Consider the following 18,652-nt stretch of genomic DNA (forward strand, 5'->3'; position numbering starts at 1 on the left):
GCGAGACCCCGGTACTGTGATCTGCGGCACAGCCGATGGTCCGGAGACAGATCCTGCATTTCATGGGCATGACAGGTCGATATCAGGCACATGATCCGCGGATTGCGGTCCCGGTAAGGCGCCCGATTACTGCCCCCTCGCGAGGGTTCTTCGATTACGGAGTGTGTGGAGCGACGGCTACGTGTAACTCGTCGCGCAGCGTGACCATTTGACCCCTGGGAGGCAGGGCCAGTTAACTACCGGCCAGTCAACCTCACGGTCTGCCCCCCACGGTCAACCCCCCACTTCGATCCGGGAGACTTCATGCGGATGCCGGAATCCGTCGCGTCCATTGAGTTCTCGCTGCCACAGTCGGTCATCGCCGTCAACCCGCTGCACCGCTCGTCGCCACGGCTGACGGCCGCCGCCGCACGGGCGGGTGCGCTCAGTGTGCTGGAGCTGTCCACCGGTGATCCGAGGAGCGTCGCCGACACACTCGACCGCACCCTGCGCTGGTCGCCGCTGCCGTTCGGGGTGCGGATACGTCCTGGCTGCACCGTCACCGCGGCGGATCTTCCCGAGCCGGTGGACACCGTGCTGCTGGCGGACCCCGGGCGCACACCGGCGGAGTTCGCCGGCCGCCGGGTCCTGGTGGAGGTGACCGGCCTGGCGGGCGCGCGGCGGGCCGCCGGAGCCGGGGCGGCCGGGCTGATCGTACGCGGTGCGGAGAGCGGTGGCAGGGCGGGCGAGCTGAGTACGTTCGTCCTGCTCCAGCAGGTGCTGGCGGACCCGGACATCGCGCTGCCGGTCTGGGCGTGCGGTGGTATCGGGCCGCACACGGCCGCCGCCGTCGTCGCGGGAGGCGCGGCGGGTGTCGTACTCGACACCCAGCTCGCGCTGTTCGACGAGGCGGGCCTGCCGGCGGAGCTCACCGGCGCGCTCACCGGACTCGACGGCTCGGAGACGGTGCTGCACCACGGGACGCGGGTGCTGCGCCGCCGTGGCCCCGGCGCCCCCGAACTCCCCGCCGATCCGGCCGAGTTCGAGGCCAGGGTGGGCAGTGATGATCTCCGCACACAGTTTCTGCCGGTCGGCCAGGACGCCTTCCTCGCGGCCTTCTTCGCCCGGCGCTGGAAGTCGGTGGGCGACGCGATCCGGGGCGTCAGAGCGGCGATATCCGCCGCCGTCGAGGACGACCGGCCCGCCGCCGCGCTGGCCGCGGGATCGGCGGGCGCACGGGCACTCGGCACCGAATTCCCCATCGCTCAGGGGCCGATGACCCGGGTCAGTGACGAGCCGGCGTTCGCCGCCGCCGTCGCGGCCGGGGGCGGGCTGCCGTTCCTGGCGCTGGCGCTCGCGAACGCGGACCGCACCCGGACGATGCTGGAGCGCACCCGCGAGGCCCTCGGAGACGCCCCCTGGGGAGTCGGTGTGCTCGGGTTCGCGGACGAGGAGATCAGGTCCGCGCAGCTGGAGGTCGTACGCGAGCTGAGGCCGACGCACGCGATCATCGCGGGCGGCAGGCCGGCCCAGGCCGCTGCCCTGGAGGCGGAGGGCATCGCCACCTTCCTCCATGTGCCCTCCCCGGGACTGCTGCGGCAGTTCCTCGCGGCCGGTGCGCGCCGGTTCATCTTCGAGGGCGCCGAGTGCGGCGGGCATGTCGGACCGCGCAACAGCTTCCCGCTGTGGGAGGCACAGACCGAGGTCCTGCTCGACTTCGTGGCCGAGACGGGCGACGAGAGCGCCGCCGAGCTGACCGTTCTGTTCGCCGGAGGCATCCACGACGCCCGCTCGGCCGCGATGGCGGCGGCCCTCGCCGCCCCGCTGACCCGCGCCGGAGCCGCGTTCGGCGTGCTGATGGGCACCGCGTACCTCTTCACCGAGGAGGCGGTCGCGGCCGGTGCCATCCAGCCGCTCTTCCAGCGCCGTATCGTCGCCGCCGAACGGACCGATCTGCTGGAGACCGCCCCCGGGCACGCCACGCGCTGCGCCCACAGCGCCATCACCGAGGACTTCGCGCGCTTCAAGGACGAACTGCGCGCACAGGGCGTGCCCGACCGGGAGATCTGGGAACAGCTGGAGCGGTTCAACGTCGGCAGGCTCAGGCTCGCCAGCAAGGGCATCGAACGGGTCGGCGACGAGCTGCGGCCGGTCGACGAGGCACGCCAGTCCGGCGAGGGCATGTTCATGGCGGGGGAGGTCTGCGTCCTGCGTGAATCCGTCACCACCGTCGCGGCGCTCCACGAGTCCGTCGCCGAAGGGGCCGCCGGATGGCTGCGCTCCCGGGCCGCCGGACTGCGCACCGCACTCGGACTCGACCGGGTGGTCGAGGACGGGGAGAGCGCGCCCGAGCCGCTGCGGATCGCCGTGGTGGGCATGGCCGGTATGTTCCCCGGCGCCCCCGACCTCGCCGAGTTCTGGGCCAACATCCTGGCGGGGAAGGACTGCGTCACCGAAGTCCCGGCGCACCGCTGGGACGCGGAGCGGTACTACGCGCCCGACGGCGACGGCGAGCGCACCCCGTCGCGCTGGGGCGGATTCCTGCCCGAGATCCCCTTCGACCCACTGCGCTACGGCATCCCGCCCGCCTCGCTGGCCAGCATCGAACCCGTACAACTGCTCGCGCTGGAGGCCGCGCGGCGCGCGCTCGCCGACGCCGGGTACGACGGGGCGGACACCGATCACGCCCGTACGTCCGTGGTGTTCGGCGCGGAAGCGGGCAGCGATCTGTCCAACGCGACGACCCTGCGCACGGTGCTGCCCGGATATGTCGGCACCATCCCGTCCGCGCTCGACGCACAGCTGCCGCGGCTGACCGAGGACTCCTTCCCCGGGATGCTCGCCAATGTCATCGCGGGCCGGATCGCCAACCGGCTCGACCTCGGCGGCGCCAACTACACCGTGGACGCGGCCTGCGCGTCCTCGCTCACCGCCGTGGACGTGGCCTGCAAGGAGCTGGTCACCGGCACCAGCGATCTGGTGCTCTGCGGCGGCGCCGACCTGCACAACGGCATCAACGACTATCTGCTGTTCTCCTCCGTGCACGCGCTCTCCCCGACCGGCCGCTCCGCCACCTTCGACGGCGCCGCCGACGGCATCGCGCTCGGCGAGGGCGTGGCCTGCGTGGCGCTCAAGCGGCTGGCCGACGCCGAGCGCGACGGCGACCGTATCTACGCCGTGATCGACGGAGTCGGCAGCGCCAGCGACGGCCGGGCGCTCGGCCTGACCGCGCCCCGCCCGGCGGGCCAGCGCTCCGCGCTCACCCGCGCCTACCGCAACGCCGGTGTGTCCCCCGCCGATGTCGGACTGATCGAGGCGCACGGCACCGGCACCGTCGTCGGCGATCGCACCGAACTCGCCACGCTGACCGAGGTGTTCACCGAGGCGGGGGCCGAGCCGGCCGGCTGCGCGATCGGCTCCGTGAAGTCCCAGATCGGCCACACCAAGTGCGCGGCGGGACTGGCCGGACTCATCAAGACCACACTGGCCCTCTACCACGGGGTGAAACCGCCGACCCTGCATGTGCGCGAGCCCAACGCGGCATGGGACGGCGAGAGCAGCCCGTTCGCCTTCCACACCGCCGCCCGGCCGTGGGCGTCGGAGCCCGCGGACCGTATCGCGGGAGTGAGCGCTTTCGGATTCGGCGGCACGAATTTCCATGTCGTTCTACGCGCGTATGAACAGGCGCCACCTGCCCATACGCTGGACACCTGGCCCGCGGAGCTGTTCACGTTCCGTGGCCGGGACGCCGCCGCGGCGCGCCGCGCGGCCCGAGCACTGCTGGATCTGATTGAGCGCGGAGGCGACTGGCGACTGCGTGACTACGCGCGTCACACGGCCCACCGCGGCGACCAGGCGGCGGTACGCGGCGAGCCGGTACGGATCGCCGTGGTGGCACAGAGCCTCGCGGCGCTGCCCGAGCTGCTGCGCAGGGCCGCCGACGGGGAGCACGACCCGGAGGCCGGGCTCCATGTCTCCGACGACATCGTGACCGGCGATACCGCGACCGATGACATCGTGACCGGCGATACCGTGACCGGCGATACCGCGACCGGCGCCACGGGCATCGACGGCGGGGGAGCCGGAAAGCTGGCCTTCCTCTTCCCCGGACAGGGCAGTCAGCGCCCCGGCATGCTCGCCGAACTCTTCGTCGCCTTCCCCGAGTTGCAGCGCTACCTCCAGCTCGGCGCACGCTGGGGGGACGCGCTCTACCCGCCGGCCGCCTTCGACGAGGAGACGAAGGCCGGTCAGCTGGCCCGGATCACCGACACCTCCGTCGCCCAGCCCGCGCTCGGTGTGGTCGAGCTCGCAGCCGCCGAACTGCTCGCCTCGGTCGGCGTACGCCCGGCCATGGCCGCCGGTCACAGCTACGGCGAACTCGTCGCGCTTGGTGTGGCCGGGGCGCTCGCGCCCCAGGACGTCCTCACCGCGAGCGCCGCCCGCGCCGAGGCGATCCTCGCCCAGGTGGCGGACGGCGACGCGGGCACGATGGCGGCTGTCACCGCCACCGTCGAGCAGATCGAGGAAGTGCTGCGGCCGGCCGGTCTCGCCGAGGACATCGTCGCCGCCAACCGCAACGCGCCCCGGCAGACTGTCCTCTCGGGTCCCACCGAGCCGATGGCCGCCGCCGTCGCTCAACTGCGAGACGCGGGCTACTCGGCGAAGCCGCTCCAGGTGGCCTGTGCCTTCCACAGCCCCCTGCTGGCCGGCGCGGGCGACGCGTTCGCCGACCGCCTGGAGTCCATGACCGTCTATCCGACCACCTTCGACGTCTGGGCCAACCGCACGGCCGAGACGTACCCGGCGGAGCCCGCGGCGATCCGGGCCGGCCTCGCGGCGCAGATCGACGCGCCCGTCCGGTTCACCGAGCAGATCGAGGCCATGTACGCGGCGGGCGCCCGGGTCTTCGCCGAGGTGGGCCCCGGCACCGTACTGAGCAGGCTGGTCTCCGCCGTCCTGGGCGACCGCCCGCACCGTACGATCCCGCTCGACGGAGGCCGGGGCGCCGGACTGACCGGCTTCCTCACCGCCCTGGCCCGGCTCGCCGTCAGCGGAGCCGATGTCCGCACCGGCCGGCTCTTCCAGGGACGCGACGCGGTCGATCCCGAGACCGCGGTCCCCGGGCGCACCGCAGGCTGGACGGTGGACGGCCAGCTCGTCCGCCTCGCCGACGGCACCATTCCCCCCAACGCCCTGCACCCCGCCAGACTCGTTACGGAGCTGATCGTGCCGGAGAACTACGCCCCCCACGGCGCCGCGGCGTCCGGTCCCGACGCACTCGTCGCCGAATTCCTGCGCACCAGCAGGGACTTGGTGGCGGCGCAGCGAGACGTCATGCTGAGTTATCTGGGCGGCCCCGGGGCCGTCCCGGCGGACCGGCAGCTCGCCTACGCCGCCGCACCACAGCTGTCCGCCCCCGCCGCGCTCCCCGCCCCCGCCGCACTGTCCGCGCCCGCCGCGCTCCCCGCGTCCGTCCCGGCGACCGCTGTCGTCGTGTCCGCCGCGCCGGCCTCCGCGCCCGCCGCTGCTGGTGGAGTGCCGGATCGTGAGGCGGTGCTCGGCGCGGTGCTGGCGGTGGTGGCGGAGCGTACGGGTTATCCGGTGGACATGATTGAGCCGGAGCTTGATCTGGAAGCGGATCTGAGTGTCGACTCGATCAAGCGGACGGAGATCGCGGGTGAGTTGGCGGTCAGGCTTGGGCTGCCGGTGGATGGTGGTGCTGAGCTGGAGGGGCTGAGTGCCGCCCGTACCGCAGCAGGCATCGCCGGACTGCTCGCCACCCGCCTCGGTGGAGGGGAGACCTCCGGGACGCGTGACGCCCAGGCCGTTCCCGCCGTACCCACTGCCGTACCCGCCTCGCCCGCCGGCCCCGCGGCCGAGGTCGTGCCCCCGCAGCGGCTGGAGTTCACCGAGGCCGAACTGCCCGCCGTGACCGGGACCGTGGACAGCGGAAGCACGGTGCTGCTCCTGGGCGGCGGTGAGCTGGCCCCGATCGTGGCCGAACGGCTGCGCGCCGCCGGCGCCGAGCCCCGGCTCGTACCCGCCGGAGAGCCGCTGGAGGCCGGTGCCGACGCCGTGCTCTATCTGGACGCCCTCGACGCGGTCGAGGCGCCGCTGCCCGAGGCCTTCCCGCTCTTCCGGACCGTGCTGGCCGGCGCCCCGCGCCGACTGCTCGCCGTCGAGCGCAGGACCGAGGGCGCGGCCAGCGGGCTGCGCGGCTTCTTCCGCAGCGTCGCCCGTGAGTACCCCGACCTCGCCGCGACCCTGGTCGAGGTGGCACCCGGCGCGGCGCCGGACGTGGTCGCCGACGCACTGGTCACCGAACTCGCCGCCACGGAACGGGAGCCGGTCGTCCTGACGGACGCCGGCACCCGGCGCGCCCTGCGACTGACCCTCACCGATCTGGGCGCGCTGGCCGCCACCGGCGCGGGCCCGGCCGGTGACGGGGTCGCGGAGGCCGAGGCGGCGGGGCTCGACCGTGACGCGGTCGTCCTGCTGGTCGGCGGAGCCCGCGGGATCACCGCGCGGTTCGCCCGTACGATCGCCTCCGTCAGCCGGTGCCGTATCGAACTGATGGGCCGCACGCCGGTCCCCGCCGACGCCGAGGACCCGGCGACCGCCGGAGCCACGGACCGCGCCGGGCTGCGGGCCGCCTTCCTCGCCTCCGGGCCGACCTCGCCCGCCGAGGTCGAGCGCCGGGTGTCCGCCGTGCTCGCCGCGCGCGAGGTGCGCGACACGATCGCCGGACTGCGGGCGCTCGGCAGCCGGGTCCGCTACCACTGCGTCGATGTGCTCGACGCGGAGGCGGTACGGGCCACGGTGAAGGACATCCACGCCGAGCACGGCAGGCTCGACGGTGTCGTCTACGCCGCCGGGGTCATCGAGGACAAGCTGATCGCCGAGAAGCCGGTCGAGTCGTTCCGCCGGGTGTTCTCCACCAAGGTGGGCGGGGCGCGCACGGTGCTCGACGCGGTCGACTCGCTGCCCAGCGGACCGCGCTTCGCCGTACTGTTCGGCAGCATCGCCGCCGCGCTCGGCAACCGGGGCCAGTCCGACTACGCCGCGGCCAACGACGCCCTGGAGGAGCTGGGCCGCCGCTGGTCCACCGAGGACCGGCGCGGGCTGACCGTCCACTGGGGCCCCTGGGCGGCCGCCGAGACGAACGGTGGCATGGTCACCCCGGAGCTGATGCGCTCGTACGCGTCGCGCGGGATCAAACTGATCGACCCCGAAGAGGGACCGCTGAGCCTGCTGCGTGAACTCGCCTGGGGCGCCCCCTCGGTGCACGCCGCGGTCTACACCGCCTCCGGCTGGTGACCGGGATGGATCCCCGGACGTCCGCCGGTGCCGGGACACCGGTGGCCATCGTCGGGATGGCCGCGTTCTTCCCCGGCGCGCGGGACCTGGACAGCTACTGGCACAACATCGTCAACGGGGTCGACGCGATCAGCGACGTACCGGCCGATCGCTGGGACGGCGAGTTCTACGCGCCCGACGGGCCCCGGCGCAGCGACCGGGTGTACTGCCGGCGCGGCGGATTCGTCGACCAGCAAGCCGAGTTCGATGTCACGCGGTTCGGCATCATGCCCACCTCCGTGGCGGGCACCGAGCCCGACCAGCTGATCGCGCTGGACGTCGCCCACCGGTCCATCGAGGACGCCGGCGGGGACCCCGTATTCCCCGCCGACCGGCAGCGCGCCGGGATCGTCCTCGGCCGGGGCGGGTATCTGACGCCCGGTCTGGTCCGGCTCGACCAGCGGGTGCGTACGGCCGGCCAGGTCGTCCGTACGCTCCGTGAGCTGGCGCCCGAGCTGGGCGAGGACAGGATCGAGGAGGTACGGGCGGCGTTCGCCGCGCAACTCGGCCCCGAACAGCCGGAGTCGGCCATCGGGCTGGTGCCCAATCTGGCCGCCTCGCGCGTCGCCAACCGGCTCGATCTGCGCGGCCCCGCCTACACCGTGGACGCCGCCTGCGCCTCCTCGCTGGTGGCGGTCGACCAGGCGGTCCGTGAACTGTCGGCAGGGCGTTGTGATGTCATGCTGGCCGGCGGTGTGCACCACTGCCACGACATCACTCTCTGGAGTGTGTTCAGCCAACTCGGCGCGCTCTCGCCGAGCGAGCGGATCCGCCCTCTGCACGCCGGCGCGGACGGGGTGCTCATCGGTGAGGGCACCGGCATCGTGGTGCTCAAGCGGCTCGCGGACGCCGAGCGCGACGGCGACCGTGTCTACGCCGTGGTCTCCGGGACCGGAGTGGCCAGCGACGGCCGCTCCGCCAGCCTCTTCAACCCCGACCCCGGCGGCCAGATCCGCGCGGTGCGGCAGGCGTGGGACGCGGCGGGGCTCGACCCGCGCGCGGCGGACGCCCTGGGACTGCTGGAAGCACACGGCACCGCCACCGTCGCCGGTGACCGCGCCGAACTGGCCACGCTCGCCGAGGTGTTCGGCCCGGCCGCGGGCGAGCGGGCGGCGATCGGCTCGGTGAAGTCGATGATCGGGCACACCATGCCCGCCGCCGGGATCGCCGGGCTGATCAAGGCGGCCCTCGCGATCCACCACGGGGTGCTGCCACCGACCCTGCACTGCGACGAGCCGAACCCCGCCCTGGACGGCACCCGGTTCGCCCCGCTCGCGAAGGCCAGGCCCTGGGCGAAGCCCGCCACCGGCGTGCCGCGCCGGGCGGGCGTCAACGCCTTCGGCTTCGGCGGCATCAACGCGCATGTCGTCCTGGAGCAGCCGGCCACCGCCCCCGCCGCGCGGAAAGCCCGTACGACGGTGACCGAGCCCGAGCGGGTGCTGCGGCTCGCCGCGACCGGCGCCGCGGAGCTGGCCGCGCTGCTGGCCGCCGATGACTCCACGGTCCTGGCGGCCGGACTCGACGAGCGCGCCCCGGCGACGGGAGCGGCGGCCGGTCCCGTCCGGCTCGGCATCGTCGACCCGACCGCGCGCAGGCTGAAGCTGGCACGCAAGGCCGTCGGCAAGGGCGCGGCCTGGCGTGGACGCAGCGATGTGTGGTTCAGCCCGCGCCCGCTGCTGGGCCCGGCGGGCGGCGGCCGGACCGCGTTCGTCTTCCCCGGCCTCGAAGCGGAGTTCGAGCCCCACGTCGCGGAACTGGCCGAGCGGTTCGGACTCCCGTGGTCGGCCGGCGGGAACACCAGGGTCGGGGACGTGGGCCGGCACGGAGCCGCGGTGTTCCAGCTCGGCCGCCTCCTCGACACCGCGCTGCGCAGGCTCGCCGTCGTGCCCGACGCGGTCGCCGGACACAGCGTGGGGGAGTGGACCGCCATGGCCTGCGGCGGCATCCACGCCGCCGACGAGGTGGACACCTTCCTCGCGGGCTTCGACCCGGACGCGCTGCGCGTTCCCGGAGCGGTCTTCGCCGTGCTCGGCATGCCCGCCGACAAGGTGGTGGCCGAGCTGGGCGGTCGTACCGATGTGGTGCTCTCGCACGACAACGCCCCGAACCAGTCGATGATCTGCGGCCCGGAGGAGGCCGTCGGTGAACTGGTCCTGCGTTTCCGGGGCCAGGGGGTGATCGGGCAGGCGCTGCCGTTCCGCTCCGGTTTCCACACCCCGATGCTCGCGCCGTACCTCGATCCGATCCGGCGCGCGGCGGAGACGTACACCCTCCATCCGCAGACCACCCCGGTCTGGTCCGCGACGACCGCCACGCCCTACCCGGCCGAACCGGCCGCCGTACGCGAGCTGTTCGTCCGGCATCTGCTCGAACCGGTGCGGTTCCGGCTCATGATCGCCGCGATGCACGAGGCGGGGTACCGCGCGTTCATCCAGCTGGGCGCGGGGCAGCTCGGCTCGCTCATCGACGACACCCTGGCGGGCCAGGACCGGCTCGTCGTCTCCGCGCACTCCACGGCCCGGGACAGTCTGGCGCAGCTGCGCCGGGTTATCACCGCGCTCTGGGTGGACGGCGCCGGTCCCGATGTCGCCCCGCTGCTGGGGTCCGTGACCGGCACGTCGGCCCGTACGGCGACCGCATCGGCGCGGCCGGTCCGGGCCGGGGTACGGCTGGATCTCGGCGGGGCGCTCGTCTCCCTGCCCGAGCAGGCCAGGAAGGCGCTGACCGGGATCGTGCCCCGGCCCGTCACCCCCGCCGCCTCGCCCGCGCTCGCCGTCGCCGACGGCGGGGCGCTGGAACTGCTCGGCCGGGCCGGCGCGCGGTTCCCGGTGGCCGCCGAACTCTCCGCGCTGCTGAACGACACCGCGGCCGTCGCGAACGAACTCATCGGCGCGGGCGCCGCGCACCGGCGTACCGCCCCGGCCCGCCGGGGCCCCTCGAACGGCACGCCCGCCCCAGCCGGCGCCGTGGCACCGGTCCCCGGGGTACTGCGGGTGGACGTCGCCGCGATGCCGTATCTGCTCGACCACTGCTTCTTCCGGCAGCGCCCCGGATGGCCGGACGAGGCCGACCGCTGGCCGATCGTGCCCGCCACCACGGTCATCGGCCATCTCATGGAGATCGCCGAGCGCGCCGTGCCCGGAACGCGGGCGGTCGCCGTGCACGAGGTGCGGCTGCTGAAGTGGATCGAGGCCATGCCGTCCGTCGACGTACCGGTGGTGGTACGGCGGCAGGCGCCCGACCGGGTCGAGGTGGGCCTGACCGGCTACTCCCGGGCGGTGGTCGAACTGGCCCCGCGCCATACGGAACCGCCCGCGCCCTGGCCGGTGGACCCGGCCGCCGAGCGCACCCCCGGGCTGCGGGCCGAACAGCTCTACAGCGAACGGTGGATGTTCCACGGGCCGCGCTTCCAGGGCGTCAGCGAACTGACCGCGCTCGGCGATCTGTCGGTCCGGGGCGTCATCACCGCCCCGGACGCCCCCGGCGCCCTGCTGGACAACGTCGGGCAGCTCCTCGGCTACTGGATCATGGCGACGCTCACCGAGCGCACCACGGTCTTCCCGATCGGGATGGACCGGATCCGCTTCCACGGGCCGGAGCCGGAGCCGGGCCAGCGGCTGGACTGCCTGATCCGTATCACCGAGGTCACCGACCTCACCCTCACCGCGGACATGCAGCTCGTCCACGAGGGCCGGGTCTGGGCGGAGTTCACCGGCTGGCAGGACCGGAGGTTCGACACCGACCCCAACATCCGCGCGGTGGACCGCTTCCCGGGCCGCAACACCCTCTCCACGGCCGAGCCCGAGGGCTGGACGAAGGTGCACGAGCGCTGGCCCGACCTGGCCACCCGTGAGCTGATCATGCGCAATATGCTCGGTGGCGAGGAACGCGCGGGATACGACGAACTGCCCCCCGTCCGCCGCCGCCAGTGGCTGCTCGGCAGGGTCGCCGCCAAGGACGCGGTCCGCGGACTGCTGTGGGGCGAGGGCGCCGGCGAGATCTATCCGGCCGAGATCGCCGTACGCAACGACGACACGAGGCGGCCCGTCGCCCACGGTGTGCACGGACGCGCGACGGGCGAGCTGACCGTGTCGATCGCGCACTGCCGGGAGACCGGCGTGGCCATCGCCCGGCGCGGCCCGTGCGGGATCGACATCGAGGAGATCACCGACCGGCCGAGGTCCGCCGCCGAGATGGCCTGCGACAGCGGCGAACTGGCCCTGCTGGACCGGCTGGTGGCCGCGGCCCCGGACAGCGGACCCGGCTGGTTCACCCGGTTCTGGACGGCCAAGGAGGCCGTCGCCAAGGCGCGCGGTACCGGTCTGCGCGGCCGGCCCGCCGACTACCGCGTGGTGGCGGCGGACGCGGAGAGGCTGCGCGTCGTGACCGAGGGCCGGGCCTACGAGGTGAGTGTGCGGCAGGTGGCCAATCCACCGGGACTGCCCGAGCGGCGGTACATCGTCGCCTGGACGACCGATGACAACGAGACAGGAGAGTCTGATGAGCACTGAGGCGATCGGGTTCGTGACCACGGAGCCGCTGGACACCGATGATGCCGCTGTGCTGGCGGACATCACCCGGATGCTGCGCGAACTGCTGGAGGAGGACGGCCTCGACGACGCCGAGATCACCCGCGGGACCACCTTCCACGACGATCTCGAACTGGAGAGCATCGATCTGGTGACGCTCGCCGGTGTTCTGCGCGAGCACTACGGGGAGCGGGTCAACCTCGCCCTCTTCATCGCCGATCTCGAACTCGACCAGATCATCGCCCTCACCGTCGGTGAGCTGGCCGACTATGTCGCGGCGTCGCTGCGCGCCAACGGGCAGGGCTGAGCCGATGACCAAGATACGTACCGGCGAGATCACCACCCATGTGCAGCGGCTGCCCGCCGCCACCAGGCCCGCCGACGGAGGTGAACCGGCCGTTGTCGTCTTCGTGCACGGTCTGCTCACCGACAGCCTGGCCAGCTACTACTTCACCCTCGGCCCGGCCTTCGCCGCCGCCGGCTTCGACGTGATCATGTACGACCTGCGCGGCCACGGCCGCAGCGACCGGCCGGCCACCGGCTACCGTCTCGAATCCTTCGTCGCCGACCTCGCCGGGCTGCTCGACGCGCTGGGCGAGACCCGCCGGGTGCATGTCGTCGGTAATTCCTTCGGCGGTACGGTGGCCGCCGCGCTCGCCGCGTGGCACCCCGACCGGGTCGCCACGGTCACCATGATCGAGTCCGAGCCGCCGGTCGCGGAGTGGACCCGGCACATGGCCGACGGACTCGCGGACGCCAAGAGCCAGCTCGCCCGCGAGGATGTCATCGGCTGGATCTCGGCCCATCACGGCGCGCACACCGCCCGGCTCTCGCGGGGTGCGAGCCGTATCCTGCGGGTCACCACCCTCGCCGAGGACATCCCGGCGGGACGCGTCATCGACGACGATCTCTCCGCGCTCGTCTGTCCGGTCCTGGCCATCTTCGGTGACGAGTCCGGACTGAGCGCCCAAGTGGACGCCCTGGAAGCCAAGCTGGCGTCCTGCCGCACCGTGGTCCTCGCCGAGCAGGGCCACTCCGTACTCGTGGAGCGGACCGAGGAGACCCGGGACCTGATCCTGGAGTGGATACGGGATCACACACTCGCCGGGGCGGTGCGGTGAGCCGCTTCCTGCTCGTCGTCCCGCCGCTGGTGGGGCATGTCAACCCGCTGGTCGGGGTGGCCGGTGAACTCGCCCGGCGGGGGCACCCGGTGGCATGGGCCGGACAGGCCGACCAGATCCGCCGGCTCGCCGGCGCGGACGCCACGGTCTTCGACTGCGTCATGCCCGCCCATGGGCTGGCCAGGCCGCCGGAGCTGACCGGACCCGCCGCCTTCCGGTTCCTGTGGGCGGAGTTCTTCGTTCCGCTGGCCGACCTGATGGCGCCGGGCATCGAGGCCGCCATCGACGCCTTCCGGCCGGACGTCGTCCTCGGTGACCAGCACGCCGTGGCGGGCGCGCTGGTGGCCGAGCGCAGGGGCGTCCCCTACGTCACATCCGCGACCACCTCGGCCGAACTCATCGACCCACTGGCCGGGATGCCGAAGGTGGCCGCCTGGCTCGGCGATCTGCTGGGCGCGCTGCGCGCGCGGATCGGTGACCCGGCGGGCACGGCCGACCCGCGGTTCTCGCCGTACGGTGTCATCGCCTTCACCGGGCGCGAACTGCTCGGTGACGCGCCGCTGCCCTGGGAGCGGACACATCTGGTCGGACCGGCCATCGCCCCCCGCGCCGACCGCTCCGACTTCCCGTGGGACGAACTCGATCCGGAGCGCTCCACTGTGCTCGTCTCGCTCGGCACGGCCAACGCGGACGCGGGCGGCCGGTTCCTGGCGGAGGCGGTCACCGCGCTCGACGGACTCGGGGACGCGGTACAGGGCGTCGTGGTCGACCCCGGCCATACGCTCTCCGCGGTGCCACCGGGAGTGCTCGTACACGCCCACGTCCCGCAACTCGACCTACTGGCACGGGCCGACGCCGTCGTCTGCCACGCCGGACACAACACGGTGTGCGAGTCGCTCTGGCACGGGCTGCCGCTCGTACTCGCCCCGATCCGCGACGACCAGCCCATCGTCGCGCAGCAGGTGGTGGACGCGGGCGCGGGGGTGCGGGTCCGCTTCAACCGGGTGAACGCCGCCCGGCTGGCCACGGCCGTCGAGACCGTACTGGACAGCGCCGGTGGCCACCGCGCCGCCGCCGAGGCGATCGGCCGGTCCTTCCGCGCGGCGGGCGGCCATGTCACCGCAGCCGACCACCTGGAGCGGATGGCGGCGCGGCGCCCGCCCGCGCCCGTCCCCGCGACCCACTGAACACCCCACCGGTGCCCCCCACTCCCACCGGCGAACACCCCTCCCGACCAGCGAACCCGGGACTACCCATGACAACGGCTTCCGCTCCCCCCGCGACGGCTGAGACCCCTCGGTCACCCGCGTCGGCCCCGCCCCCTGAGGCGCCCGCGACGCCCCCGCTGCGCGTACTGCTGCGCTACGCCCGACCGCACCGGACGGTGCTGCTCGCCACCCTGCTGCTCGTGCTGGCCGCCAGCGCGGCCGGACTCGTACAGCCGCTGGTGGCCCAGCACGTACTGGACGGACTGAGCGACGGGCGCGGGGTGCTCGGGCCCGTGCTCCTGCTGGCCGCGCTCGTCGTGCTGGGCGCCGGGCTCACCGGACTCCAGTCCTGGTGGCAGCAGCGCACCTCGGAACGGGTGGTCCGGCAGATCCGCCGCGACCTGGTGTTCCGGCTGGTACGGCTGCGCGTACCCGAGCTGGACCGCCGTCCACCGGGCGACCTCATCGCCCGCGTCACCTCCGACAGCGCACTCGTCCAGAACGCCGCCACCGAAGGGCTGGTGATGGTCTCCAACGGAGTGCTCAGCATCCTCGGCGCGGTGGTCCTGATGGGCGTGGTGCATCTGGGACTGCTCGGGGTGACCGCCGCCGTGCTGATCGCCGTCGCCCTGATCATGGTGCTCGTCCTGCCCCGGATCCGTGAGGCCGTCGCCCGCGCCCAGGAGTCGGTCGGCGCGGTGGGCGCCGCGCTCGACCGTACGCTCGGCGCCGCCAGGACCGTGAAGGCCAACGGCGCCGAAGGCCGGGAGACCGAACGTGCGGGAGAGGCCATCGAGGGCGCCTACCGCGCCGGACTGGCCGGAGCGCGCTATGTCGCGCTGGTGAAGGTCCTCTCCGGGGTGTCCATCCAGGCGGCGTTCCTCGCGGTGCTCGGCGTGGGCGGAGCGCTGGTGGCCTCCGGCGGCCTCGAAGCCTCCGCGCTGATCGCCTTCCTGCTGTACGTGTTCTATCTGGCGAGCCCGGTCGGCTCACTGGTCGCCGGGCTGAGCATGCTGCAACAGGGTCTCGGCGCCGTCGGCCGTATCGAGCAGGTCAAGCACATGCCCGTCGAGGACGATGTGGACGCCCCGCGCGAACCCGTCGCCGCCGTGGCCGCGCCGGGCGCGCCGCCGGTCGAGTTCCGGGACGTACGGTTCTCCTACCCCGGCCGCGCACCCGCCCTGCGCGGTATCTCGTACACCGTCCCCGGCGGCACCCAGACCGCGCTGGTCGGGCTCTCCGGCGCGGGCAAGACCACGATGTTCGCCCTGCTCCAGCGCTTTCACGAACCGGACGCGGGACAGATCCGGATCGACGGTGTCGACATCGCCACCCTGCCCCGGTCGGAGGTGCGCAGGCGCATCGCCTATGTGGAACAGGAGTCGCCGGTGATGGCCGGCACCATCGAGGACAATCTGCGGTACGCGGCGACCGACGCCTCGGACGAGGACATCGCGGAGGTCCTGCGACTCACCCGGCTCGACGCCCTCATCGACCGGCTGCCCGACGGGCTGCGCACCGAGGTCGGCAACCGCGGCGTCACCCTGTCGGGCGGCGAGCGGCAGCGGCTGGCCATCGCGCGGGCCCTGCTGCGCCGGCCGGAGGTGCTCCTCCTCGACGAGGCCACCGCCCAGCTCGACGCGAGCAACGAACGGGCGCTGCGGGAGGCGGTGGACCAGGCGGCCCGGCGCTGCACCGTGATCCTGATCGCGCACCGGCTGTCCACCGTGACCGGCGCCGACCAGATCGTGGTTCTCGAACACGGTCTGGTGCGCGCCGCGGGAACCCACGCGGAGCTGGTCGAGGCCGACGTCCTCTACCGCGAACTCGCCTCCTCCCAGATGCTGGTGAGCGAAGGAAATGAGGACATCGGCGAATTGGCGGACGTGCCGCGCTGACAAAAGGAAACGGCAGTGGGGGTGTTCCGCCGAATGAAGCGGAACACCCCCACTTAATCAGTCCGTTGACCGGTCGGCCGGTCGCTCCGTCAGCCGGTGAGGGCGTTCAGAGCGGCCAGATAACCGTCGCGGTGACCCGCGGCGTTCGGGTGGTAGGACTCGTTGATCTTGTCCCATTCCAGGCTGGTGACCCAGGTGGAACCGGACGAGCAGATCGTGTGCGGGTCGAATACCGGCCGTGCGTCGAGGAATTCGAAACCGGCGGCCGCCGCACGGCTGGACATGACGGAGGCCAGGGCGTCGGCCGCGGAGTTCATCGCGGTACGCTCGGCGTCGCTCAGCCCGAATATGCCGCAGTTGCCCCCGATGGTGTAGAGCCGGGGATATCCGACGACGACGACTCTCGCGTTGGGCGCGGCGGCGCGCACCGCCCCGTAGGTCTGCGCGAGCGCGGGGGACAGGACGGACTGCGCCGCCTGCTTGGCCGCCTCGACCCCGTTGATGCAGTCACGGTCCTCGATCGTGAGGATGCAGTTCGTCAGTACATCGACGAACCCGACGTCATTGCCGCCGACCTGCAGCGTCACCAGTGTGGTGTCCGCGGTGAGCTGCGGTATCTGGGAGTTGATCACATCGGTCGTGGTCGCTCCGGAACACGACGCCTCGACGAACGCCACCGAGCTGTGCTGAGCCGCCCACAGCCGCGGGTAGGTCAGCGGGCCCCGGCGGCACGCGTCGTTGGGGTCGTCGTAGGTACGGGTACCCGGAGCGACCGCGTACGAGTCGCCCAGCGCCACGTACTTACCGTCGGCCGCGTAGGCGGAGGGCGACATCGAGGCCGCCGCGACGATTGCCAGAAGAACGGCGAACAGTGCCTTTATTGAACGCACGGAGATGCTTCTCCAGGAGTGGGGGGACATGGACTCCACTTGGATAGCAGTTCACGGCGGCAAGTGACGATGGATTCAATGAAAAACTGATGACGATTCAGATGCCAGATGGATCGCGGTGGCCACCAGACCGCGTTCCGCGATCCAGCGGCCCTGGAATTCACCGATATGACGGTCGTTCACGAAGGGGCCCGGTACCAGAAGCCTTGCCTGAAAGGTCCGTTCGACCGGGTCGATGTCGATTTCCGCCTCGGAGAAGTCGAGTTCGCGCCCGGTGAGTGGATACCACACCTTGAAAACGCTCTCCTTGGCGCTGAAAATCAGCCGGTCATAGCTGATTCCGGGGTGACTCACGGTCAGCGACGTGATGCGCGTCCGCTCGGCCGGCAGCGCGATGACATCCAGCACACCCTCGGGCAGCGGCGCGTCGGGCTCCGCGTCGATACCGAGCGCCGCCGTCCCCTCGGACCTGGCCACGACCGCGGCGCGGTAGCCGTCGCAGTGCGTCATGCTTCCGACGATGCCTTCCGGCCATTGCGGCGCCCCCCGCCGGTTGGGCAGCAGCGGTACGGGCCGATGACCGAGACGGCGCATCGCGCGCCGGGCCAGGAACCGCACGGTGGTGAACTCCCGCTGCCGCTTGGGAACCGCGTTCGCCACCAACGCCTTCTCCTGCGGGAACAGCTCTTCGCCCGGCTCGCGTCCGCCGTCGTCGTAGGCCGCCTCGGCGGCGACCGCGGCGGGCAGCACCTCCCCGATCACCGGGCGGCCTGTCCGGCCGGCTCGGGCAGGATCTGGCGCAACGGCTCCCGGGGCGGGCGTTTGCGCCACTCGCGCGGATAGCCGATCGACACCTCCTCGAAGCGCACCTCGTCGTGCCAGGTGACCCGGGGGATGTGCAGATGGCCGTAGACCACGGCGGCGGCACGGAAGCGCACATGCCAGTCGGCGGTCAGTTCCGTGCCGCACCACTGCGCGAACTCCGGGTAGTACAGAACGCGGGTGGGGTCACGGACCAGCGGGAAGTGATTGACCAGAACCGTACGCAGGGACGGGTCGACGGCCGACAGCCGGCGCTCGGTCTCCTCGACCCGCGACCAGCACCAGGCGTCCCGGCCCGCGAACGGCTCGGAGTGCAGGAAGTATTCGTCGGAGCAGACCACGCCCGCCTCATGGGCCAGCCGCAGCGACTCCTCCGTCGTGGTGGCACCGGGCGCCCGGAACGAGTAGTCGTAGAGCACGAACAGCGGAGCGACCGCCACCGGCCCCCCGGCGCCACGCCAGACGGGATAGGGGTCCTCCGGAGTGGCGATGCCCAGCCCCCGGCACAGCTCCACCAGGTGGAGATAGCGCTTCTCGCCGCGCAGATCGCACGGATCCTGCGGATGGGTCCACAGTTCATGATTGCCCGGAGCCCAGATCACCTTCGCGAACCGCTCACTGAGCAGCCGCAGAGCCCACTCGATATCGGTGTATTTCTCGGCGACATCACCCGCGACGATCAGCCAGTCGTCGTCCGAGGCCGGGCGCAGTTCCTCGACCAGTGCGCGGTTCTCGTCGTACACGACATGCAGATCGCTGACGGCGAGGAGTTTTCCGTCGGGCACAATACCGTCCTTATCGGTCGGGCTCGAACGCCGGTGGTCGGACCGGTGCGCTGACCCTTCGAGA

At 72.6% G+C, this 18,652-nt stretch carries 9 protein-coding genes; 6 read left to right on the top strand and 3 right to left on the bottom strand.

The annotated features are described in order from the left end of the window. Positions 1–303: 303 nt before the first annotated feature. The 6 genes from ACIRQP_RS19895 to ACIRQP_RS19920 all read left to right on the top strand — a co-directional run bounded on the left by ACIRQP_RS19895 (position 304) and on the right by ACIRQP_RS19920 (position 16,091). Complete coding sequence (locus ACIRQP_RS19895; protein ID WP_403891560.1) at positions 304–7,296, top strand: SDR family NAD(P)-dependent oxidoreductase; 6,993 nt, start codon at positions 304–306, stop codon at positions 7,294–7,296. A gap of 5 nt (positions 7,297–7,301) precedes the next feature. Continuing rightward, entirely contained in the window at positions 7,302–11,846 is a 4,545-nt protein-coding gene (locus ACIRQP_RS19900) for a beta-ketoacyl synthase N-terminal-like domain-containing protein (RefSeq protein WP_403891563.1), read from the top strand. After that, positions 11,836–12,171, top strand: coding sequence for an acyl carrier protein (locus ACIRQP_RS19905; protein WP_403891566.1), 336 nt, complete (start codon positions 11,836–11,838; stop codon positions 12,169–12,171). Before ACIRQP_RS19900 ends, ACIRQP_RS19905 begins: the two co-directional genes overlap by 11 nt. Positions 12,172–12,175: 4 nt before the next feature. Next, a complete protein-coding gene (locus ACIRQP_RS19910; protein WP_403891568.1) occupies positions 12,176–12,985 on the top strand; it encodes an alpha/beta fold hydrolase in 810 nt (269 codons plus the stop codon). After that, entirely contained in the window at positions 12,982–14,172 is a 1,191-nt protein-coding gene (locus ACIRQP_RS19915) for a glycosyltransferase (RefSeq protein WP_403891571.1), read from the top strand. The genes ACIRQP_RS19910 and ACIRQP_RS19915 overlap by 4 nt, the downstream gene beginning before the upstream one ends. Positions 14,173–14,240: 68 nt before the next feature. Beyond that, positions 14,241–16,091 (top strand): ABC transporter ATP-binding protein, encoded by a 1,851-nt coding sequence (locus ACIRQP_RS19920; RefSeq protein WP_403891574.1) that lies wholly within the window; start codon positions 14,241–14,243, stop codon positions 16,089–16,091. A gap of 89 nt (positions 16,092–16,180) precedes the next feature. Here the strand turns inward: ACIRQP_RS19920 and ACIRQP_RS19925 are convergent, their stop codons facing one another. The 3 genes from ACIRQP_RS19925 to ACIRQP_RS19935 form a co-directional block, all read right to left on the bottom strand. After that, positions 16,181–16,981 carry an SGNH/GDSL hydrolase family protein gene (locus ACIRQP_RS19925; protein WP_403891577.1) on the bottom strand — a complete coding sequence of 267 codons (801 nt, stop codon included), beginning with the start codon at positions 16,979–16,981 and terminating at the stop codon, positions 16,181–16,183. Between the two features lie 75 nt (positions 16,982–17,056). After that, positions 17,057–17,731, bottom strand: coding sequence for a 4'-phosphopantetheinyl transferase (locus ACIRQP_RS19930; protein WP_403891580.1), 675 nt, complete (start codon positions 17,729–17,731; stop codon positions 17,057–17,059). Positions 17,732–17,739: 8 nt separating this feature from the next. Continuing rightward, on the bottom strand, positions 17,740–18,588 hold the full coding sequence (locus tag ACIRQP_RS19935; RefSeq protein WP_403891583.1) for a metallophosphoesterase family protein: 849 nt from the start codon (positions 18,586–18,588) through the stop codon (positions 17,740–17,742). Positions 18,589–18,652 lie beyond the last annotated feature (64 nt).

It is taken from the genome of Streptomyces sp. NPDC102274 (assembly GCF_044766385.1).
Classification (GTDB): Bacteria; Actinomycetota; Actinomycetes; order Streptomycetales; family Streptomycetaceae; genus Streptomyces.

Bases quoted from the DNA above. Each gene is read 5' to 3' on its own strand.
- ACIRQP_RS19920 (WP_403891574.1), top strand. From the start codon at position 14,241: ATGACAACGGCTTCCGCTCCCCCCGCGACGGCTGAGACCCCTCGGTCA.
- ACIRQP_RS19905 (WP_403891566.1), top strand. From the start codon at position 11,836: ATGAGCACTGAGGCGATCGGGTTCGTGACCACGGAGCCGCTGGACACC.
- ACIRQP_RS19895 (WP_403891560.1), top strand. From the start codon at position 304: ATGCGGATGCCGGAATCCGTCGCGTCCATTGAGTTCTCGCTGCCACAG.
- ACIRQP_RS19900 (WP_403891563.1), top strand. From the start codon at position 7,302: ATGGATCCCCGGACGTCCGCCGGTGCCGGGACACCGGTGGCCATCGTC.
- ACIRQP_RS19910 (WP_403891568.1), top strand. From the start codon at position 12,176: ATGACCAAGATACGTACCGGCGAGATCACCACCCATGTGCAGCGGCTG.